The sequence below is a fragment of the Hanamia caeni genome (genome assembly GCF_003721595.1).
GTDB lineage: Bacteria > Bacteroidota > Bacteroidia > Chitinophagales > Chitinophagaceae > Ginsengibacter > Ginsengibacter caeni.
In genome coordinates this window covers 104,140-125,196 of the sequence record NZ_RJJR01000016.1, presented here as the reverse complement: position 1 = coordinate 125,196, position 21,057 = coordinate 104,140, and the positions used below count along the sequence as shown (strand labels likewise).

Annotated in this window: 16 protein-coding genes and 1 pseudogene; 8 read left to right on the top strand and 9 right to left on the bottom strand. The window is 40.1% G+C overall.

The features are described 5' to 3' along the window. Positions 1–57 precede the first annotated feature (57 nt). The 4 genes from purU to EFY79_RS17940 form a co-directional block, all read right to left on the bottom strand. Positions 58–903, bottom strand: coding sequence for a formyltetrahydrofolate deformylase (gene purU, locus EFY79_RS17955; RefSeq protein WP_123122116.1), 846 nt, complete (start codon positions 901–903; stop codon positions 58–60). A gap of 182 nt (positions 904–1,085) precedes the next feature. Beyond that, positions 1,086–1,763, bottom strand: a complete 678-nt coding sequence (locus tag EFY79_RS17950; protein WP_123122115.1) for a hypothetical protein — start codon at positions 1,761–1,763, stop codon at positions 1,086–1,088. Between the two features lie 110 nt (positions 1,764–1,873). Further along, positions 1,874–2,398 carry a DUF488 domain-containing protein gene (locus EFY79_RS17945; RefSeq protein WP_123122114.1) on the bottom strand — a complete coding sequence of 175 codons (525 nt, stop codon included), beginning with the start codon at positions 2,396–2,398 and terminating at the stop codon, positions 1,874–1,876. A 316-nt stretch (positions 2,399–2,714) separates the two neighbouring features. After that, positions 2,715–4,196, bottom strand: a complete 1,482-nt coding sequence (locus EFY79_RS17940) for a catalase (RefSeq protein WP_123122141.1) — start codon at positions 4,194–4,196, stop codon at positions 2,715–2,717. Positions 4,197–4,466: 270 nt separating this feature from the next. Here EFY79_RS17940 and EFY79_RS17935 point away from each other — a divergent pair, with 270 nt between their 5' ends. The 4 genes from EFY79_RS17935 to EFY79_RS17920 all read left to right on the top strand — a co-directional run bounded on the left by EFY79_RS17935 (position 4,467) and on the right by EFY79_RS17920 (position 11,883). Beyond that, positions 4,467–7,601 carry a glycoside hydrolase family 2 TIM barrel-domain containing protein gene (locus EFY79_RS17935; RefSeq protein WP_199727573.1) on the top strand — a complete coding sequence of 1,045 codons (3,135 nt, stop codon included), beginning with the start codon at positions 4,467–4,469 and terminating at the stop codon, positions 7,599–7,601. 136 nt (positions 7,602–7,737) lie between these two features. After that, positions 7,738–9,918, top strand: coding sequence for an outer membrane protein assembly factor BamB family protein (locus tag EFY79_RS17930; RefSeq protein ID WP_123122113.1), 2,181 nt, complete (start codon positions 7,738–7,740; stop codon positions 9,916–9,918). A 145-nt stretch (positions 9,919–10,063) separates the two neighbouring features. After that, on the top strand, positions 10,064–11,464 hold the full coding sequence (locus tag EFY79_RS17925) for a sialate O-acetylesterase (RefSeq protein ID WP_123122112.1): 1,401 nt from the start codon (positions 10,064–10,066) through the stop codon (positions 11,462–11,464). Positions 11,465–11,571: 107 nt separating this feature from the next. Next, positions 11,572–11,883: a hypothetical protein gene (locus EFY79_RS17920; protein ID WP_123122111.1), complete on the top strand. Its 312-nt coding sequence runs from the start codon at positions 11,572–11,574 to the stop codon at positions 11,881–11,883. Positions 11,884–12,097: 214 nt separating this feature from the next. Here EFY79_RS17920 and EFY79_RS17915 read toward each other — a convergent pair whose 3' ends face one another. The 3 genes from EFY79_RS17915 to EFY79_RS21485 all read right to left on the bottom strand — a co-directional run bounded on the left by EFY79_RS17915 (position 12,098) and on the right by EFY79_RS21485 (position 14,547). Beyond that, positions 12,098–12,634 (bottom strand): hypothetical protein, encoded by a 537-nt coding sequence (locus tag EFY79_RS17915; RefSeq protein WP_123122110.1) that lies wholly within the window; start codon positions 12,632–12,634, stop codon positions 12,098–12,100. Between the two features lie 308 nt (positions 12,635–12,942). Continuing rightward, a complete protein-coding gene (locus EFY79_RS17910; RefSeq protein WP_123122139.1) occupies positions 12,943–14,274 on the bottom strand; it encodes an AGE family epimerase/isomerase in 1,332 nt (443 codons plus the stop codon). A 117-nt stretch (positions 14,275–14,391) separates the two neighbouring features. After that, entirely contained in the window at positions 14,392–14,547 is a 156-nt protein-coding gene (locus EFY79_RS21485; RefSeq protein WP_158605244.1) for a hypothetical protein, read from the bottom strand. A 420-nt stretch (positions 14,548–14,967) separates the two neighbouring features. On the opposite strand from EFY79_RS21485, the gene EFY79_RS17905 reads away from it, so the two are divergent. From EFY79_RS17905 to EFY79_RS17890, 4 genes and pseudogenes are all read left to right on the top strand, one after another. Beyond that, positions 14,968–15,372 carry a VOC family protein gene (locus tag EFY79_RS17905; RefSeq protein ID WP_123122138.1) on the top strand — a complete coding sequence of 135 codons (405 nt, stop codon included), beginning with the start codon at positions 14,968–14,970 and terminating at the stop codon, positions 15,370–15,372. Between the two features lie 198 nt (positions 15,373–15,570). Further along, a pseudogene (locus tag EFY79_RS17900) lies at positions 15,571–15,726 on the top strand (SDR family oxidoreductase); the annotation flags it as partial. Between the two features lie 392 nt (positions 15,727–16,118). Beyond that, positions 16,119–17,267 carry a hypothetical protein gene (locus tag EFY79_RS17895; protein ID WP_123122109.1) on the top strand — a complete coding sequence of 383 codons (1,149 nt, stop codon included), beginning with the start codon at positions 16,119–16,121 and terminating at the stop codon, positions 17,265–17,267. A gap of 271 nt (positions 17,268–17,538) precedes the next feature. Then, positions 17,539–19,311, top strand: coding sequence for an L-lactate permease (locus EFY79_RS17890; protein WP_123122108.1), 1,773 nt, complete (start codon positions 17,539–17,541; stop codon positions 19,309–19,311). Positions 19,312–19,379: 68 nt separating this feature from the next. Here EFY79_RS17890 and EFY79_RS17885 read toward each other — a convergent pair whose 3' ends face one another. Both EFY79_RS17885 and EFY79_RS17880 read right to left on the bottom strand, forming a co-directional pair. Beyond that, entirely contained in the window at positions 19,380–19,937 is a 558-nt protein-coding gene (locus EFY79_RS17885) for a DUF1801 domain-containing protein (RefSeq protein ID WP_123122107.1), read from the bottom strand. Positions 19,938–19,961: 24 nt separating this feature from the next. Next, the gene (locus EFY79_RS17880) at positions 19,962–20,795 is read right to left on the bottom strand and encodes a VOC family protein (RefSeq protein ID WP_123122106.1); all 834 of its coding nucleotides are present in this window, start codon (positions 20,793–20,795) and stop codon (positions 19,962–19,964) included. Positions 20,796–21,057: the final 262 nt, after the last annotated feature.

Here is a 21,057-nt window from a genome sequence, read left to right as displayed (position 1 = left end):
ACTCCGTTTTTTACGGTAATAATTAGAAAATATTTTCAATTTGGCCAAGTGTTCTTATCAGGAAAAAACAATCGTCTTATTTTTAAACACAAAAACCTTTTCGTTGCACACTAATTCCAACGCATTCGCAAGCACGTTTTTTTCGATGTCTCTGCCTGCACTGGCCATCTGCCTGGCGTCAAGCGTATGATTCACCGGGATCACATTTTGAGCGATGATTGGCCCTTCATCAAGTAATTCATTTACGAAATGTGCGGTAGCGCCAATAATTTTCACGCCACGTTCATAAGCTTTTTGATAGGGTTTGGCTCCGGCGAATGCGGGTAGAAAAGAATGGTGAATATTAATAATGCGGTTATTGTAAGATTGTGCAAACGAAGGAGAAAGGATGCGCATATATTTTGCCAATACAAGAAAATCCGGATTCAACTGGTGAAGCAGGCTCAGGATTTCCTGCTCATGATCTTCCCTTGTTTTTTCTGAATGGCTAATATAGAAATAGGGGATGTCAAATTTTGAAGTGAGCTCGTGCAGGTATTCGTAATTGCTGATAACCGCCAGGATATTAAAATTGCCTTCATCAAATTTATTTCTCAGCAACAAATCGCTGAGGCAATGATGTTCTTTGGTAGCAAGGATTACAATATTTTTCTTTGTATTGGCCGTAAGCCTTACTTCGGCTTCTTTTGGAAGCACGCCTTTCACTTCCGATAAAAAAACAGCTTCATTCACCACGCCGGAAAATTCAGTACGCATAAAAAACTGGTTGAATTTTCTCTCTACAAATTCGCCGTTGCTTACAATATTGAGCTTATGCTCATAAACCACATTGGAAACTCTGAAAATTAATCCGCTTTCATCGGGACAGTTCACTAATAAAATATGCGTATCGGCCTGGCTCATGTTTGCGAAATTAATTCGATTCGTGCAAAGATGTCATTCCAAATAATTTGTACGATTTTTTTGCATAAATAAAATTTTTTCAGATTTGAAAATAAAAAATGGCTCGTAAAATTGCACGGGCCATTCAAAACAATTGTAGTAAACAAACAAAAAATGAAAAAAACTATTTTATGAATTATCCTTTAGGGATTAATCATCACGTGCGACCTATAAGTCCCCGGATCCATTATCCACGGCATGCCGGGCGCAGATGGTTTTGTTGGCAAGCCTGTTGATTCGGCTGTAGCGAATGGAATATAAATCACATAGCGCAGGTATCCGTTTTTCACTTCGCCTGTAGCTCGGTTTACATCTTTTGAAGCAGCAGAATATACATATAAAGTAGAAGGGCCGTCGGGCATTTTTAATTTTCCTTCTTTAACTTCTTTGGCGCGATCATCGAATAATTCTTTGCCTTTTACACCTTCCTTTCTCAGCGCCCGGCCACTCGCCATCAGGGGTTCGAGATCTTTTTTATAACATGCAACTGAAAAGGCAGTATCGCCGGGTTTACTGCCAATGCAAATCATATCATTCGTTCCTTTTCTTAAGATAACAAGTTCCTTGTTTGCATCGTAGCCAAGCACGGTTGCGCTGTCTCTCATTTCCGGTGGTGCAGCCAATGTGGCAAGCTTAATTTGAATGGCAGCATTGGGCGCATCCGGCTTATAAGATAAGTTTTCTGTTTGGGCTGGTGAAGGCATCTCGTGATTTGAGTGATTCATTGCTGAATCATGTGTGACTTCGTGGGCTGATTGATTTTTGGAATTACAACCCCAAAAAATTAATGCACTGGCTAAGGAAAATAAAATGAGTTTCATGTTGAATTGATTTACCGGATAAATAATAAAAGTCAATCCATAATACAATTAAAGATAGTAAGTTTATTCCATTGCCTTTTCAGGGAAATTCCGGTTTTTTTGTAGCAATCTTACTCCTTGCTGTAATTTAATTTACCATTCATAATCTTTGCCGGCGCGGTATAGGGATGCTCTGTACTTTTGTTCACGCCCATTATATGCAGCACTGTCCATCCATTGTGTTTTAGATAATCAGACACCAACGACCGGTGACAACGCCACCAAACCGCTTCGGCGCACATGTAGGCTACCCGCTTTTCTGAAGCAATTTGCTCCAGTTCCTTAATGGCTTTTTCAAAATTTTCTGTTTCCATGTAATCTGCATAACCCCTGAATGCAGCCACGCGCCATCCTGTATTGCATGACTCAGGATTTACTTTTCTCCGTCCCCCAAGATTTTTTAAATGGATGTATTCTATATTATTTTCAGCCAACGATGCCGGAAGATTTTCTTTATTGAAATGAGGAAATTTCCTCGATCCCGGAAAGCTTCTGATATCGGCCAACAACTCTATATTGAATGATTTCAGCATCGCTATAAATTCTTCAAGCGTATGAGTGGAGTGGCCAATTGTATAAATTATTTTTTGTTTCATTATGAAGCTATTCTGTAGTTACCCTTTTCACTTTCCAATAATAATGCCTGCTTCCGGATAATCTTCAGCTATGTTTTTGATAGTTTTTTACTTTAATTCAGATCGATGTTAAGAAATGGCAATTTGAATATTTAACCCTGGCAGTAAACAAACCTGCCTGACGGCAGGTAGACAAATGCTCCCAATTTTTATTTTGAGCATTTGGTCGCCCGTATATTGAAGGAATGTCTGAACATGTTTTGTGTTCAAATAAGGGACATTTAAATAAAAAACCTTTGCCCTGTTTAAGAGCAAAGGTTTGCTTAAGGAAGAAAATTTATAATTTAAAAGTGTTCACGTCTTCCATTGTCAGCTTCAAAGCTTTTGCAACTCCTTCGCCATAAGCAGGATCTGCTTTGGAGCAATTTCGTATGTGGCGCACCTGGATGAACTTTTGGGCACGCCCCAATTCTGCTGCTGTATTTTTAAACAATAATTCTTTTTTTTCATCCGTCATGAGGCGGAAAAGATCGCCGGGCTGAGAAAAATAATCTTCATCATCAGGCCGGTGATCCCAGGCGCCTGCATCGCCATGAAGCGCCAGTGGCGGTTCTTTATATTGAGGTTGTTCCTGCCATTCATTAACGCTGTTGGGTTCATAATGTTTAGTAGCGCCATAGTTGCCATCAACCCGCATCGCGCCATCGCGATGGAAACTATGATAAGGACATTTTGGGCTGTTGACAGGTATCTGAGCGCTGTTCACTCCGAGCCGGTATCGCTGGGCGTCGCCATAAGAGAATAATCTTCCCTGCAACATCCGATCGGGAGAAAAGCCAATTCCCGGCACAATGTGAGCGGGATTGAAAGCAGCCTGCTCTACATCCGCAAAATAATTTTCGGGGTTACGGTTTAGCTCAAATTCGCCAACCGGTATCAATGGATAATCACCATGTTTCCATACTTTAGTAAGGTCGAAGGGATTTTGAGTATGATTGTTTGCCTGCTCTTCGGTCATTATTTGGACAAACATTTTCCATTTTGGGAAGTTGCCTTTTTCAATATTTTCAAAAAGATCTCTCTGGTTAGATTCTCTGTCTGTACCGATAATTTTTACCGCTTCTTCATTGCTTAAGTTTTCAATTCCCTGTTGTGTTTTGAAAGTAAACTTTACCCAATGCCGCTCATTTTTTGAATTGATGAAGCTAAATGTGTGGCTTCCAAATCCATGCATGTGCCGGAAGGATTTAGGAATTCCCCGGTCGCTCATAACAATTGTAACCTGGTGCAGCGCTTCCGGCAAAAGTGTCCAGAAATCCCAGTTATTGTCGGCGCTTCTTAGGTTGGTTTTGGGATCTCTCTTCACTGCGTGGTTCAGGTCTGGGAATTTCATCGGATCACGAAAGAAAAACACGGGTGTATTGTTGCCTACCAAATCCCAGTTGCCCTGTTTGGTATAAAACTTCATTGCAAAACCTCTTATATCGCGCTCAGCATCTGCTGCGCCGCGCTCACCGGCAACAGTAGAGAACCTTACGAACATTTCGGTTTTTTTCCCTATCTCCGAAAAAATATCCGCCATCGTGTATTTCGTTATATCATGGGTTACAGTGAATGTACCAAAGGCTCCCGATCCCTTGGCGTGCATGCGTCTTTCAGGAATTACTTCGCGGTCGAAGTGAGCCATCTTTTCCAAAAACCAAAAATCCTGTAACAATGCAGGCCCGCGAACTCCTGCAGTCTGAATGTTTTGATTATCCGGGACAGGCGTACCGGTGCGGGTGGTCAGCTTTTTGCCTGTTTCGTTTTCCTGGTTCATTGTTGTTTTTTTTAATGAATAATAGTACTCAAATGTAACTGATTTATTGAGCAATGAAATTTGTAAATCGTTACTGTAAAGTGAAATAAAAACGGCATATTTATTTATTTACTGTTCCGTCTCATCATTTCGGCTACCTCTATTTATAAGTGAGAACCACATTCGAATAACACGTTCAGCTTACCTTTTTAAAAAAACTGTGGTGGTTACAAGGAGATAATTTTTAATTTTGACCATTGCCACCTTAAAGAAATTTAAAAAAAATATTCCATGAAAAAATTAATTACACTGATTACGTTCCTGATTTGCATGTCACAATCTTTCGCGCAATCGCAGGAGCCGCCTGAGTTTTGGGAAAATGAAAGTCTGAATGAACATAACAGGGAACCCATACACGCAACTTATTTTGCTTATGAAAATAAAGACCTCGCTCTTAAAGGCGACAGGGCAGCTTCAAAAGATTTTCAATCATTGAATGGCGACTGGAAGTTTAAATGGGTGGATAAGCCTGCTGACAAGCCTTTGGGTTTTTGGAAAACAGATTACAATGACAGTCATTGGGTTAACTTTCCAGTGCCGGCTACCTGGGAAGTGAACGGTTATGGCATCCCGATTTATACTAACATTCGCTATGATTTTGATTATTTGATAAAACCAAATCCTCCTCATGTGCCGCATCAATACAATCCTGTGGGCTCTTATCGCAGGGAAGTTATGGTGGATAAAAATTGGGATGGGAAAGATATTTATATACAGTTTGGGGGCGTTCGTTCGTGTTTTTATTTATGGGTAAATGGCCAGTGGGTAGGCTATAGTGAAGACAGCAAGCTTCCGGCAGAATTTAATATCACGAAATATGTGAAGCCTGGTCAAAAGAATTTAATCGCTTTCCAGGTGATTCGCTGGAGCGACGGAACCTACATGGAAGACCAGGATATGTGGCGGCTTGCCGGAGTTGACCGTGACGTTTTTATGTATGCGCGCAATAAGGTTCATGTACGTGATGTGCAAATCATTCCTGACCTCGACAATAATTATGCAAACGGGCGATTGAATATCAGCCTTGATTTTTTAAATAATAGTGATGCAGAATTAAAAAATTATAAAGCCACTTTTGATTTACTGGATGCAACCGGAAAGACAATTAAAAGCGCTTCGATTTCACTTAAAGATTCGAGCAAGTTTAAAAATGTAATCATTAAATTAAAAAGCCCCAACAAGTGGACTGCCGAAACGCCATACCAATACACGGTTTTGACTACTTTAAAGGATAAAAGTGGAGATGTGGTTGAAGTGATTCCCCAAAAAACGGGATTCAGAAAAGTGGAAATTAAAAACGGAGCTTTGTATGTAAACGGTAAAGCGATTTTGATAAAAGGCGTAAACCGCCATGAAATGGATCCGATAACGGGGCAGGTGATCAGTAAAGAAAGAATGGAGCAGGATGTAAGAATCATGAAAGAAAATAACATCAATGCCGTTCGCACTTCGCATTATCCAAACGATCCTTACTGGTACCAGTTGTGCGACAAATATGGTTTGTATGTAGTGGACGAAGCTAATTTAGAAACTCACGGAATGGGCTTTGGCGCCAACTCTTTGTCTAAAAAACCCAATTGGTTTTTGCAACATTTTCAACGCGATTCAAGAGCCGTTGAGCGCGACAAAAATCATGTAAGCGTAATCGTTTGGTCGATGGGAAATGAAGCGGGCATGGGCGTCAATTTTGAGAAATGTTATGAATGGATCAAGCATCGCGATCCTTCGCGCCCGGTAGAATATGAACCGGCGAGCGCCACCGATTTTTCTGATATTTATTGCCCGATGTATCCTTCGCCCGATGATATGGTGCGTCATGTAAAGTACGACAGCGCTCATAACAACAAGCCTTTCATCCTCGTAGAATATGCCCACGCCATGGGCAACACCGACGGAAATTTTAATGATTATTGGGATACAATTAGAAAATATTACCCAAAAATGCAGGGCGGATATATCTGGGATTTTGTTGACCAGGGATTTCGAAAAGTAACCGATAAGGGAGATACCATTTGGGCGTATGGAGGCGATTATGGAGTGGATATGCCGAGCGATTTTAATTTTAATTGTAACGGCCTCGTTGCGCCGGATCGCACTTTACATCCACACATGCTGGAGGTAAAAAAACAATACCAAAATATTTTTACTTTTCCTGCAGATATAATGGTGGGGAAAATAAAAGTGTATAATGAGAATTTTTTTAAAAACCTGGATGATGTATATATGGATTGGGAGCTGGTGGCTGATGGTAAAGTGATACAAAAAGGGAAGGAGGATAAATTGAATGTTTTGCCCCGAGATACCGCCCTTATTGACTTACATTATAAATTGCCGCGCATAGCTTATAAAGAAATCTTTTTGAATGTTTATTATAAAAATAAAAAAGATGAAGGAATGGTGCCTGCTGATTGGGAAGTTGCCAAAGACCAATTGGTTCTTTACAGCCACATTAATGAAAATAAAACTTCATTGCCAAACTCGAGCGATTTGCGTGTACGCATAACCGATAGTACGATCAATTTCAATAATAGTAATGTGAAATTTTCTTTCGGCCGTAATGATGGTCTTTTGCATCAATACATTGTTGGCGGAAATAATTTCATCAAAGACGGTTATAATTTAAAGCCTAATTTCTGGCGGCCACCTACTGATAATGACTTTGGTGCAAACTTTCAAAGAACAATGATCAACTGGAAAAGGGCTTCGCACAATTTTGTGCTGCTTGGGTTTGATATCGATTCTTCCAATCCGCGTAATATAAAGTTGAACACGCATTTTTCATTGCCCGATGTATATGCTTACCTGGATATTAATTATCAGTTGAATGGTGAAGGCATTATAAAAGTAACGGAATCTATGCGCGCAGATTCTTCTCAAAAAGAGCCCATGATGTTCAAATTCGGAATGCAGATGATGTTGCCGAAAGAATACAGTCAGATGGAATGGTATGGCCGTGGCCCGTCAGAAAATTATTGGGACAGAAAAGACGCGGCATTTGTTGGCGTGTACAATCAGACGGTTGATCAGCAGTTTCATCCTTACGTAAGACCACAGGAAACTGGAAATAAAACCGATGTGCGTTGGGTGAAATTAACTGATGATAGAGGCCGTGGTTTAATGATACAAGGTGATACCGTTTTGAATATTTCTGCCCGCCATTTCCTGGATAAAGATTTAGATGAAGGTTTGGAAAAACACAATCATCATTCCGGTGAATTGAAGCAGAGAGATTTAACTACATTGAGTATCGATTTAGAACAAACAGGCGTTGGGGGAATTAATTCGTGGGGCACATGGCCGTTGAAACAATACAGGATGGAGTATAAAGATTACAGTTATTCTTTTATGATAACCCCGGTTAGATAGCGGTCGGCATCGCAGGTCAGACCGTGATTGTATAACCCGCAGTCTAACGCTAAGGCGCACCTACCGCTTTGATTGCAGAAAACAAATAAATAATTTGATTTTTTATTTTCTATTTTGATTATAATTTCAAAAGCTCATGAGAATAAATTTTGGAAAACCGTTGTTGAAACAGGCAGCGGTTTTATTTTTAATTTCATTTTGCATTTCTTCCTGCAGGCAAAAGGAAAGCTACAATACATGGCAGGTTTACGGTGGCAACAAAGAAAACAATCATTACTCTTCGTTGACTCAAATCGACACAGGAAATGTTTCAAATTTAAAAGTTGCATGGACGTATCATACGAATGATGCTGATAGCATGACACAGATACAGGTAAACTCTATCGTGATAGATTCTTTTCTATATGGTGTTACTCCTAAATTAAAATTGTTTGCTTTAGATGCCGCCACCGGAAAACAGAAATGGGTTTTTGATCCATTGGCGGATTCTCCCGGCAAAAAAATGGACGGCTCTTTTGGAATGAATGTTTGCCGCGGAGTAACTTATTACACTGATGGAAAATCAGACAAAAGGATTTTTTATTCTGCAGGTGGCAACCTGTATTGCATCAAAGCCACTACAGGCCTTCCTGAAAAATCTTTTGGTGAAAATGGTAAGATTGATTTGCATAATAACTTGGGCAGGGACGCTTCAAAATTATATGTGGCCACTACTTCGCCGGGAATTATTTACAAAGACCTCATCATCATTGGCGCGCGTGTTTCTGAAGAAGCCGCTGCAGCGCCGGGTTATATCAGGGCGTACGATGTTCATTCCGGAAAGCTTCGCTGGATTTTTCATACCATTCCACAGCCTGGCGAGTTTGGGTATGATACATGGGATGACAAAGATGCGTGGAACCATATCGGTGGCGCCAATACATGGGCCGGGTTCAGCCTGGATGAAAAACGCGGAATTCTATTTGCGCCTACAGGTTCTGCTTCGTATGATTTTTATGGAGGAAAAAGAACGGGCGATAATTTGTTCGCCAATTGTGTGCTTGCGCTGGATGCCGCGACAGGCAAAAGGATCTGGCATTTTCAAACCGTGCATCATGATGTATGGGACCGGGATGTGCCCACTGCGCCTGTTTTAATTAATATAAAAAAGGACGGAAAAAATATTGATGCCATTGCGCAAATAACCAAAAGCGGTTTTATTTTTTTACTCGACAGGGAAACAGGTAAGCCTGTTTATCCGGTGAATGAAGTTCCCGTTTCTACGCAAAGTGAGTTGTTGGGCGAAAAATTATCACCGACGCAACCAATCCCAACTTTCCCGAAACCCTTTGCACGTCAGACTCCCATAACAAAAAGCGAGTTGAATAATATCGTTCCGGATTCTTCTTACCAGGATATTAAAAAGCGATTAGCGGGTTATAAAACTGGCAGCATTTTTACGCCGCCTTCCAAAGAGGGCACAATAATTTTTCCGGGTTTTGATGGAGGAGGAGAATGGGGCGGCGCAGCTTATGATCCCACCACTTCCATAATTTATGTGAATGGCAGCGAAATGCCGTGGATACTGACAATGGTGGATGTAAAAGGGAAAAAGGCGTCCAGCGAAACCAACCTTGAAGCAGGAAAGCGTTTGTATCATTCCACCTGCATGACCTGTCATGGAACGCAGCGGCAGGGAGGTGGAAATTATCCTTCATTGGTTGGCGTGAATAAAAAATATAACGATCACCAATTTGCATCGCTGATTTCTTCCGGACGCAGGATGATGCCCGCTTTCAACCAATTGTCTTCTTCCGAAATAAACGCGCTCGCTTCGTTTATTTTGGAGGATAAAAAAGAACAAGACAAAATTTTTATTGAGCCTGAAAAGAAAAAAGATCCATGGACTGATCTTCCTTACACGTCAACAGGATATAATAAATTCCTGACGAGAGAAGGATATCCTGCCATTAATCCGCCATGGGGAACCTTGAATGCAATCAATTTGAATACTGGTGAATTAATTTGGAAAGATACGTTGGGCAATTATCCCGAATTGAAAGCAAAAAGCATTCATTCGGGAACGGAAAATTATGGCGGCGCCGTGGTAACGGCGGGAGGCGTTATTTTTATTGCTGCAACCAGCGATGCAAAAATTCGCGCATTTAATAAGAAAACTGGTAAACTGTTGTGGGAAGCGGATTTGCCGGCAGCTGGTTTTGCTACTCCATCGATATATGAAGTGAACGGAAAAGAATTTCTGGTAATTGCCTGCGGTGGTGGGAAATTAAGAAAGCCAACAGGCGATGCTTATGTGGCTTTTGCTTTACCGGACTAACGGTTATGGTTAAACGAATTTTACAAATTAGACAGGGAAATAATAGAGAACTAGGATTTATAACGATAATGCGTACACGAAAAGGAATTTATAATAAATTACATGATGATTTCTATATTTTTATTTAACTAGTAAATTTTTTTTGATGAGAAGAGTATTTTTCTTTCTGCCAGCTTTGTTATTTTTTTTCATTTCCAAAGCCGATGCCTACTTGCGATTGCCGGATATTTTTTCAGACAATATGGTGCTGCAGCAACAAACTACTATACAGTTTCATGGCTGGGCTAATCCCGGTCAAAAAATAAGTGTGATAGCAGGATGGAATAGTGATACGCTTAAGGCTAATACCATTTCCAATGCCTCCTGGACGGTAAATTTGCAAACCCCAACAGCAGGCGGCCCCTATCAAATCACGATTATAGGAGATACCACTATCACCATTCAAAATGTTTTAATTGGCGATAATTGGTTTTGTAGTGGCCAGTCAAACATGGAGTTCAGCGCTGACTGGCATAAGGATTATTATCAAAAAGAAGTGGAGAACGCCAATCATCCCGCCATCCGCTTTTTTCACATTCAAAAGATTACTGCTCCCTATCCCCAGCAGGAAGTGCGTGGCCGGTGGGAAGTTTGTTCGCCCGCTACGATGCATTCTTTCAGCGCCGCCGCCTATTTTTTTGGAAGAACGATTAATGAAAGTATTCATCAGCCCGTCGGCTTAATAGAATCGTGCTGGGGCGGCACTCCGGTAGAAGCCTGGACACCAATTGAAGTTTTTAATAATAATCAAAAGCTGGCGATTTCTGCAGCAATACTAACGCCAGGTGGCGGTTGGCCTGTACTACCTTCTGTGGCGTATAATGCAATGATTGCACCTGTAACAAGCTTTGCAATAAAAGGAGCTATTTGGTACCAGGGTGAAACCAATACAGCCAACCCCGATACCTATTCAGAAACTTTTGGTGACATGATTTATGCGTGGCGCAGATTATGGAAGAACGATTTTCCCTTTTACTTTGTGCAAATAGCGCCTTTTAAATATGGCGCGGGAAATAAAGGCGCGCTGGTAAGAGAGCAGCAGCTAATGACTTATAGAAGTGTGCCTAATACAGGTATGGTGGTGGTGTCTGACATAACAGGAGATACAAATGATATTCATCCTGTTAATAAGATTGATGTGGGTAAAAGGCTGGCCGGATGGGCGCTCGCGAATACTTATGGCAAGCAAAATATCGTGTACTCAGGACCGTTATACCGGTCGATGGAGGTAAAAGGAAACAAGGCAATTGTACATTTTGATTTTGCGAAGGATGGATTGGTGAAAAAAGGTAATGCCTTAATCGATTTTATGATTGCGGGCGACGATAAAACGTTTTATCCTGCAACGGCCATTATTCAGGACAGCGAAGTTATTGTTTCAAGCTCATCTGTACAGAATCCGAAGGCGGTAAGAATGGGCTTCAGCAATACTGCAGTTCCCAATCTTTTTAATAGGGCTGGATTGCCCGCGTCCCCTTTCAGAACGGATGATTGGGAAGTGAAGTAATAAAGTGGTTTCGATCACAGCTTTTTCCTTTTCAATTTAAACAAAAAAATCTTGTGTAAATTTGTAGCGGATTAAGAATATATTTTTACAATAATAAATGATCAATTATGAGCCAGGATTGGAATCCTTATAACGACAAAGATGCTGAACCCCTTGAACGGCCTGCAAAAGAATGGAATTTTGATTTCCGCAATCAAAGCTATTATCTCGGAAAAATCAATGAATCAGGCGATAACGATCCGGACATGCGCTATTACACCGATGGTGTGACAGGAAGATATTACAGAAAGGGAGAAGTTGTTCCAAATGCTGAGCCATCCAGGCTTCCGGAAGATCCTTTTAAAAATAACGCACACGAAGGGAGAAGGAAAAAGAACTTTAGTTTTTCATTGCCCGAATTTTTAAAGAAAAAGAAATAACAGGCTATAATAATAATGAAAACCGCGGGCACAAGAATGTGCTTGCGGTTTTTTTTAGTGGGCCAACAAATACTTTGAATTTTTATTCTGTCAGCCCTGTAATATAATTTAGTGTGCGAGCCCGGGTTGTTATTGAAGCTACTTTTTAAACACAAAGCAAAAGTGTCCATTACTTTGATGATGAACCCTTTTTTTGTTATCGCCCGATTACTGATCAAAACTTTAGCGTCAATCCCACTTGTAAAGGTGAAATGCCATAACCAATTTCTGTGAAGACGCCTGCATTTTTTGAAAAGAGGTATCTGCCGCCTGCAAAAATTCCTATGCCCAAATCGCCACCAGTGCTTTTTCCACTGTATTCGGGATTTTCGCTGTCTTTATATTTTAGGGTGAAGCTTCTGTAATATAGTGCTGCGCCGCCATACACATCCACATTTGGATTTGCGATATTTAATGCATCGTTAAAATGATAGGAGCCTTTTACACCAAAAACTTTGTATGAATATTTTAAATCTCCATCATAATTCCTTTGGATAAATCCACCATAAACGCCGGCGCTTATTTTATCAGAGAAGCCGTGTTCGACAGTTGCGACAATGGGTAATCCACCTGTGCCGCTGAAACCATAAGTACCGATACCTACACCTACGTTTACGAAATTGGTTCCTTTTAATTGCTGGGCGTACACTGAACTGGTGAAGAAAATAGCACTAGCAAATAATGCTGACATAAGTAATTTTGTTTTTTTCATTTTAAATGTTTTTTTAATGATTTAATTGTATTGCAAAACAAAATTAGTGTTGAAACTTACGGCTGTAAAGGCTATAAGGGCTGAAATGATTTATTCAATCAATGAATTGAGCAATTGGATGCTTGAATTAAAATGCAGGATAAGTTTTGATCTGATTGAAAGAATCTGGGTAAAATGACGTAATTATTTTTTACAAAAAAGGCTGATTTTTTTGTTAATGGATAAACTAAATTTCGGCATAAAATGGCCTTACTGCATTTATCCCGATTCAATTTCGCAAGAAAACTGGCCTGTGGTAATCAGACTGGCTATTTGTTTTTGTTTTCTTCGATTCGGTTGATACAATTCATTAATGCACGAAACACATGATATGTCCCCTTCCATATATGAGCCTTCAGTGAAGTTTTTCGCTGCGGTTCCTGGTCAATACCTCCTTCATACCAATCGCCATGTCCATGGTCAATTAAGTATGTCTGGACATACTGCCATTCCTTAAAAAACTTTTGTAAATAGTTCATCGGATCATCTGGGTACATATCTGAAAATATCAGCAAAGTATTCAATGCTTCTGCCTGCGCCCACCAGTTCTTGGTTTTGTAGGTGATTGTCAATCCAGGCTTATTGTTGAAATAATAGCCTTCATCATAAAAGCCGCCCAATGAATCGTCCCAACCATTACGCAATGCGTGATCAACCATTTTCTTCCCAATAGCTGCTGTTTTTGTATCGTGCATATTGCCTAAGGCCTCGGTAGCTTCTTTCATTAAATAAGCCGTCTCCACATCATGGCCAAAAGAAACATGATCTATGTAATGATTTTTTTTGATGAAGGCATCAGACGAATCGCGATAGGAGACAGGCTTCCAATCGTAGGTAAAATACAATTGTAGATAACCTTGTGGTGTAACGATCGTATCGCGAATTAAATGGAGCATTTCCTGCAATCTTTCTTTTACTAAAGGATCTTTCCAAACTTTATATAATTCTGTCAGCGCTTCTAAAATATGTATCGAACTGTTCTGGTCTTTGTAACCAATATCTGAAGTGCCGGGTATATCGGTGGTTCTGGTTACATGCGAACCATCCCCGTTGAGGTATTGATAATAGCCTTTGTATATTGGGTCGTGGCTGTTCTTTTCTAACCACAGAAAAGCTTTTTTTGCAAGATTCAAACCGGCAGTATCGCCCGAACATTCATAGTAGGCGCACAAACCATAAATGGCAAACGCATTTCCATAAGCTTGTTTCATATCGCTTTTCGGCGTGCCATCTCTTGCAACCAAATTATAAAAGCCCCCATAATTTTTATCCCACATCTTATCACGTAAAAAATAAAATCCGTGGCGCGACATGGATATATAAGCGGTGTCATGATAAAACATTGCGGCCTTTGCGGTTGACCAGGTATGGCGTGCCTGCGTAACAATCATTTTATCCTGTGTGCCCACTGGTTTTATATCGTAAGAAAAACTGCTTAAGTATCCGCCATAAAGTGTGTCAATATTGCGCGGATAATATTTATCGATTAAACCTTGTTTGGCAGCGTAGCGCATCTGCGATTTGATGCTATCGAGGTTCGTGGTTTGGGCGGATGAGGATGCCGAAATAATGGTTGTTAGGATTAATAATTTTAATTTCATATAAACGCATTTAAAATAAATGTCAAAAATCTTCTTTCCTCCCAACATCAGTAAACGAATAAATTGCAGCATTTTTTATTCTGAGAAACCCAGCCTTAGTAGAAACCAACATACGAATTATCGACCTTCAGGATAAAAATCCCATGCGAGCATCACATTTACGCCCTGGTATTCGAGGTACGCTTTATCATTCAGGTGCATTTGCTGCGGGGAGTTTTGCGCAAACAATTGTGCAGAGAAAAAAACCGAAAAGAGAAAAATAAAATTCTTCATTATTTGTTGCTTTGCTGTTTAGAGATGGGAAGTATGAATTAATTATCTTTTTGTAATTGTTCGTCCGGTTAAATTTATATCAAAGGAAATTATAAACGTGTAATTGATAAAATATAGGCAAGAAAAGATAATTTGTTTGTGCTTAAATCTGATAGCAACTTTAATTTTATCAAAATGAAAATGCTGAAATTATTGCTTCACTATATCTTTTATCCGGCTGAGGCACTGAAGATTTATTGATTTAGTTTTATCGTGGCTGCTGTTGGCGAGGCGCCAATAGTTTTATTATTAATTTTATGAAAAGTGATTCGTCAGATTGTTGACGGGACGCCAATAACAGCAGGGGAAAATATTTTTTTACTACTGACATACAGCTGTCATAAAGCGAAATTAGTTTTGCGACTCATTAAAATTAGAGAGATGAATTTAGTATCAACCCGCATAATTGCGACGAACGTAAATGAGTTAGTAAAATTTTACGAGCAGGTAACAGGAATGTCTGTAGTGCAATACACCCCTGATTTTGCTGAACTGCAAACCGAGGCAGCCACATTAGCAATTGGTAGCACCAACACACTACAATTCTTCGGTGAGGATGAAGTGGCAAAAGCGGCACAAAACCGTAGTGCTATAATAGAATTTAAAGTACAAGACGTGGATAAAGAGTATGAAAGGTTAGCCGCTTACCTTGAACATCACATTGTTCAAAAACCTACAACGATGCCGTGGGGCAATAAATCCTTTTTATTCCGAGACCCTGATGGCAACCTTGTTAACCTGTTTACGCCCGTTACGCCGGAAGCAATAAGAAAGTTTGCCAACTAAAAGTAAGTACCAGTGGACAGCCACGGCCGCCAAACTTAAGGCTAAAGAAATAGGATTTTACCATATTTTATGCTAAATGCAAAAGCATCGTATTTGCTTGTTTACTAAAACAATTGTTTCACAATATGAATCAATAGCGCCGAAAAAAAGTATCACAAATGATGTCACGCACTTTAGAACGACCCCAAAGCAGCAGAAACAGAATACGCACAGCGAAACCCAACCAAAAGATTAGGCTTGCCCGCGGAGGTAGCCAAAGTAGTGGCCTTCCTTTTGAGTGAAGATGCCTCTTATGTAAATGGACAAACCATTGCTATTGACGGTGGAGAATCCAATATTTATGGAAATGTATAATGAGTGTAATAATTTCAAGAAGTATTTTTAAAAAGCATCATGATGAATATATCATAAAAAAAAGTGATTGAGAATATGTTTGCGGCATTTGCCGAAGGAAATGAAGACTACCATAAACTTCAAAACAAGCTTAATTTTCTGACCGGAATAAAAGACAGTTTAAATTTCGAGTAAGGGAAAAGGTAAAAGATCAAAATAAAAATTCTCCTTATTTCTTCCTTTACTGTATTCTTAATACCTCGCTGTCACGCGCGAAAGTGTTGTTTGAATCAAATTCAAATTCTAGGTAAGGCTTGGTTTTTCCTGCCGGCGCCACCAATATCCTGAAGAAAAAATTTTTTCAATCAGCACAAAGGAAAAAGTAGATTTACTTATCCTAATTGTTTTATCAAATGAAACTCTTTACCGGAAATGACGTAGTTACTGCCGTTTCACAAAGCTTAATCACACCCGAACAGGTAAAGGCCGAAGAAGGCAAGCCCCTCAAAAACGAATTCACCGGATTTATTCTATTTTTTTCTATAGCTATCGGAATGCTGGTATTAGCTTATTTCACCAAGGATGTTCCGCTCGGTATATTCGGCACAATAGCCACCATAATCGTGATATTAGGCCTTATCCAGACACTCATCAAAAGAAGGGTTGCCAGGTCTATGCGTACCGGTCATGTCTTAGCATCGGCAGCGATGGCAGGCGCCGCCAACGAACAAAAGCAAAAAGTCGCCGACATTCCTCTTTTTCAACTGGAGATATATGAGCAAAATGAACTTCCTGACCATGGCTTTTCTTTAAACCAACATCTTACGGAAGAAAAGAATATTTTTAACATAGCACCCTTATCCATCTTTTATTTCTTCAATTTTTATTCGGGCAGTTCTTTAATGAATAAGGTCGCTGGCGGCTTCCAAAGGCATGGCCCGGTGTTTTACCTCGGCTCACCCGAAGATATTGGTTTCAGCAAAATGTGGGATATGTTTTCTATCACTAAGATTATGAAAAAGCTTTTACTTACGTCCCCCCAGCAGTTACATGATTCTATCAATAAATCATCCGTGATGCCTGTTCCGCCTAAAACAAAGGGTTTGATGGCAGAAAATTACCTGACCGGCGCTTACCCTTCCAATGTTTTCTATTGCACAGATGTTATCTGGCAGCAGTGTGTAACCATTTTATTTGAAAAAACAAAATTTGCTATCATTGACGCCTGCGATTATACTTCCGAACGGGCGGGCCTTCAATGGGAGATTGGGCAGATTATTAACCACATAGCTACGAACCGGTTTGTTGTGTTTATAAATTCCAAAACAGATGTCCCTGCCCTCAGCACATCTTTCAGAAAATGCTGGAATGAATTGAACGTTGATTCGCCCAATAATATTAAAAACCCTTTACCGCTTCGATTTATTTTCAAGCAATGGCCAGACAGGAAAAGAGATAATAACTTTCATAGAAACACATTATTTACACGATATCATGAAGAAGCGCTTTCTAATGACAACGTGGTAAATATGCTTTTAAGATCAGGTAAGGAGAACTATTAAGCCGGTTCTCACGTCTGGCCTTCTGGCCGAGGGCTTAAAATTGCATCTTAAGGCCTGAATCTTTCTCCCAAAATAAAAATCCGAAATATTTATTGCTTTACTGTATTTTTAAAATCCAGCGAAAGTATTGATTGAATCAAACTCAAATTGGTAATAATTAGACTCACAAATAGTATTAATTGCTGTGTTATGAAGCTTATTATAGATGATGACAAGAGCAATTTATCAAATATAACAGTCATGCTTACACGAATATTCACAAAAATAAAATATGCATTGGTCACAGGTTACTAATCCATTTAATAATTTAGCGTTATCAGTTTTAGTTGCTTTAGTGCCCGTCCTTTTTATCTTCTGGGCGCTAATCATACAAAAAATGGAAGGCTATAAGGCTATTTTATTCGCTACTTTACTTGCGGTGTTGATTGCTGTTTTTATTTATGGCATGCCGGTTAAATTATCTTTACTCTCCGTTGCCGCTGGGGCGCTGTATGGCCTGTTCCCGATTTGCTGGATCATTATTGCCGCGCTTTTTTTATTTAATATCACTATAAAGAGCGGGCAGTTTGAGATCATCAAATATTTTATGGCATCCGTCACTTCCGACAGAAGGCTGCAGGCTTTGTTAATTGCCTTTTCTTTCGGGGCCTTTTTGGAAGGAACCGCTGGCTTTGGAGCGCCTGTTGCTATCACGGCTGCAATGCTTGTGGGCCTTGGGTTTGATCCGCTTTATGCGGCTGGCTTGTGTCTTATCGCCAATACTTCCCCTGTAGCGTTTGGCTCTATCGGAATACCTATTACGGTTGCCTCTCAGGTTACGTCCATTCCTGAAATGGCTATTTCGCAAATGGTGGGAAGAACACTCCCGATTATATCTTTAATACTTCCATTTTACCTGGTGGTTTTGATGTGCGGCATCAAAAAAACACGCGAAGTTTTCCCTGCTGTCTTGGTATCCGGATTATCTTTTGCATTGATTCAATGGGCATGTTCTAATTTTCTCGGTCCATCGCTGCCCGATATTCTTGCAGGAATTGGTTCTATAATATGCCTGATGATTTTCATAAAATTCCGGAAGCCGAAAAATACCTGGCGGTTTGCCGGTGAAGAGCCGCATATAATTAATAAGGAGATTAAATATTCGATGGCGCAAATCATCAGAGCCTGGTCGCCATTTATTATTTTAACCATCATGATCATTGCATGGGGATTGCAACCCATAAAAGAACTCTTAAATTCTTTTGGCCAGGTTGTGTTTTCATTTCCCGGAATTCATAATGTTATTATGGGTGTTGATGGTAAATTGATACCGCATGTTTTTAAATTTAATTACCTGTCTGCTGCCGGAACGGCCATTTTTTTATCAGCAATTATATCGGTTCCATTGATAGGATTGAGTTTCAAAAGTGCCGCAGGGATATTTTTAGCCACGCTCAAGCAACTTTTATACCCGATCATAACGATTGCTTCCATTCTTGGTTTTGCTTATTTGGTGAATGATTCGGGAATTATTTTAACTGTCGCTGAGGCGCTTGCGATGACCGGCTGGTTATTCCCTTTCTTTGCACCAATTCTCGGCTGGCTGGGCGTATTTATTACAGGCTCAGATACCTCTTCCAATGCATTATTTGGCAAGCTGCAGAGCGTTACTGCCACTTCCATCGGGATAGACCCTGTATTAACTGTTGCAGCAAATACTTCAGGGGGCGTTATTGGCAAAATGATTTCTCCTTCATCCATTGCCGTTGCAGCAGCGGCCGGCAACCTGGTTGGAAAGGAATCAAAATTATTCAGGTTTACGGTTAAGCATAGTTTTATCCTGTTAGGCTTCACCTGCTTTATTGTTTTAGCGCAAACGTATTTGTTCCAGTGGATTGTACCTGCCTACCGTTTAAAGACTTCCGCTGCGTCCGTTACAGAAAATCTCACAGGGGGCTATATTTACTTTATTGTATTAGTCGTTATTATCAGCGTTATTGCAATCCTGGTTAGGGTAGGGAACAGGAATAAAATAACCAAACCTGCGTTGGATAAGAAAGAGTGAAGAAAAATCTTGCGGATTTATTGTTTTACTGTAACTGTATTTTTATTTGTTAGCCTAAGCGTCTGCTTTTATTTTTCCTTTTCTTTTTGAAATTTCAATCTCTTTTTCTGTAGCGCTTTTTGAAGAACGGGGATGGCGGTTTTACCGATGCCGTGCAATGATAATATTTCTGATTCCGTATGTTTAGCGAGCCCGGCTAAAGTTGTAATACCATTATTCTGCAACGCGCGCCTGGCGGGAGCCGAAAGGCCGGAAAAAATATCACTAAGCGGCTCGTCCTGTTGTTTCATCCTGAACTGCACCATCCGTTTGATTAAATCCAATGGCATAGGCTGGTCGAGCGGGAACTGCACGGAACCTCTTCCCTGTTTGTATCCGGATAATTCTTTTTGAAACGCTGCATGAGCTAACGGTGTGGCATACACGCCGATATGGCTTTTATAACCGGCAAAATAAATAATGACTTTGCCTTTGTACCTGAAAGCAGGCATTCCATAGCTGATCGTTTCTTCTGCTTTCGGAGCCGCGTGTATAACGGTCATACGTATACGTTCCAAAATTTTTTGAACACTTTCAGGAAACGTTGCAATGTACGCGTCTACGCTGGCGAGCTTATAAGCCTTCATAAAGGTGAATTTAAAATTGGTTAATCAAGCATTTTCAAGTTCACTGATATTAAATTTCACTGACTTCATAACCACGTCCATTACTCTTTTACTTTTTTCAGGATCATTGATTAATTTTCCCAACATTGCCGGAACAATTTGCCACGACACGCCGTATTTGTCCTTAAGCCAGCCACATTGCGATTCCTCGCCGCCTTCAGTAAGTTTGTTCCAGTAAAAATCTATTTCTTCCTGGTTATCGCAAGGCACCACGATCGACACACCTTCATTAAAAGTGAACTGATGCGGCAAAGAGCTTTCCATACCTGCAAATTCCTGCCCGTTCAATGTAAAGCGCGCATGGTTAATGTTTCCTTCCACATCTCCTTCGCCTTTTCCATAACGGTTGATTAGTTGTATCTCACTGTTTTCAAACAACGAAGTGTAAAAGTTAATGGCTTCTCCAGCTTTGCCGCTTTGCCCCTGCGTAAACATAAATGAAGGCACAATTTTTTGCTTAGCATCTGGCCCCAGCATCAATTGCCAGTTTACACCATACTTATCAGCGCACCAGCCATATTTATCGTTCCACGGATACTTATCAAGCGCCATCATAACGCCTCCGCCTTCAGATAAGAGCTTCCATTTTTGCTCAACCTCTTCTTCTGATTCGCAGAAAACAAAAAAAGAAATAGAGGGATTTATTTTGAACGTCGGGCCGCCATTTAATCCCATAAATAACACACCATCTAGCTCAAACATCACTACAATAGGATTTTCGGAAATGATCTTGGAGTTGTCGAAGACAGAAGAATAAAAAGTGGCGGCTTCTTTGGCTTTGCCGTCAAACCACAGGCAGGGGTATAACTGATTGTTCATTGCTTTTATTTTTTGTTCAGTTTCAAAACTAATCAGAAATGATTTTAAGGATAGGGTGGATTATGACATTTTTTAGAGGGTTTTGCGACAATCCGTTAAGACATTCAAAGCGATCACATTCAAAAACCGGGTTATTTATTCGTTTACTGGAAAACTGTTTTCATTTTATAACTTTTGCTTCACCCGTTAATCCTCTTTAATAAAAAGCAGCTTTTATCGGATTTTAAAAATTTCTTATGCAAAAGGCAACCAATCGTTATCT

What these genes read in the sequence shown, in the direction of transcription:
- purU (WP_123122116.1), bottom strand. Translation starts at nt 903, where the DNA reads ATGAGCCAGGCCGATACGCATATTTTATTAGTGAACTGTCCCGATGAA.
- EFY79_RS17950 (WP_123122115.1), bottom strand. Translation starts at nt 1,763, where the DNA reads ATGAAACTCATTTTATTTTCCTTAGCCAGTGCATTAATTTTTTGGGGT.
- EFY79_RS17945 (WP_123122114.1), bottom strand. Translation starts at nt 2,398, where the DNA reads ATGAAACAAAAAATAATTTATACAATTGGCCACTCCACTCATACGCTT.
- EFY79_RS17940 (WP_123122141.1), bottom strand. Translation starts at nt 4,196, where the DNA reads ATGAACCAGGAAAACGAAACAGGCAAAAAGCTGACCACCCGCACCGGT.
- EFY79_RS17935 (WP_199727573.1), top strand. Translation starts at nt 4,467, where the DNA reads ATGAAAAAATTAATTACACTGATTACGTTCCTGATTTGCATGTCACAA.
- EFY79_RS17930 (WP_123122113.1), top strand. Translation starts at nt 7,738, where the DNA reads ATGAGAATAAATTTTGGAAAACCGTTGTTGAAACAGGCAGCGGTTTTA.
- EFY79_RS17925 (WP_123122112.1), top strand. Translation starts at nt 10,064, where the DNA reads ATGAGAAGAGTATTTTTCTTTCTGCCAGCTTTGTTATTTTTTTTCATT.
- EFY79_RS17920 (WP_123122111.1), top strand. Translation starts at nt 11,572, where the DNA reads ATGAGCCAGGATTGGAATCCTTATAACGACAAAGATGCTGAACCCCTT.
- EFY79_RS17915 (WP_123122110.1), bottom strand. Translation starts at nt 12,634, where the DNA reads ATGAAAAAAACAAAATTACTTATGTCAGCATTATTTGCTAGTGCTATT.
- EFY79_RS17910 (WP_123122139.1), bottom strand. Translation starts at nt 14,274, where the DNA reads ATGAAATTAAAATTATTAATCCTAACAACCATTATTTCGGCATCCTCA.
- EFY79_RS21485 (WP_158605244.1), bottom strand. Translation starts at nt 14,547, where the DNA reads ATGAAGAATTTTATTTTTCTCTTTTCGGTTTTTTTCTCTGCACAATTG.
- EFY79_RS17905 (WP_123122138.1), top strand. Translation starts at nt 14,968, where the DNA reads ATGAATTTAGTATCAACCCGCATAATTGCGACGAACGTAAATGAGTTA.
- EFY79_RS17895 (WP_123122109.1), top strand. Translation starts at nt 16,119, where the DNA reads ATGAAACTCTTTACCGGAAATGACGTAGTTACTGCCGTTTCACAAAGC.
- EFY79_RS17890 (WP_123122108.1), top strand. Translation starts at nt 17,539, where the DNA reads ATGCATTGGTCACAGGTTACTAATCCATTTAATAATTTAGCGTTATCA.
- EFY79_RS17885 (WP_123122107.1), bottom strand. Translation starts at nt 19,937, where the DNA reads ATGAAGGCTTATAAGCTCGCCAGCGTAGACGCGTACATTGCAACGTTT.
- EFY79_RS17880 (WP_123122106.1), bottom strand. Translation starts at nt 20,795, where the DNA reads ATGAACAATCAGTTATACCCCTGCCTGTGGTTTGACGGCAAAGCCAAA.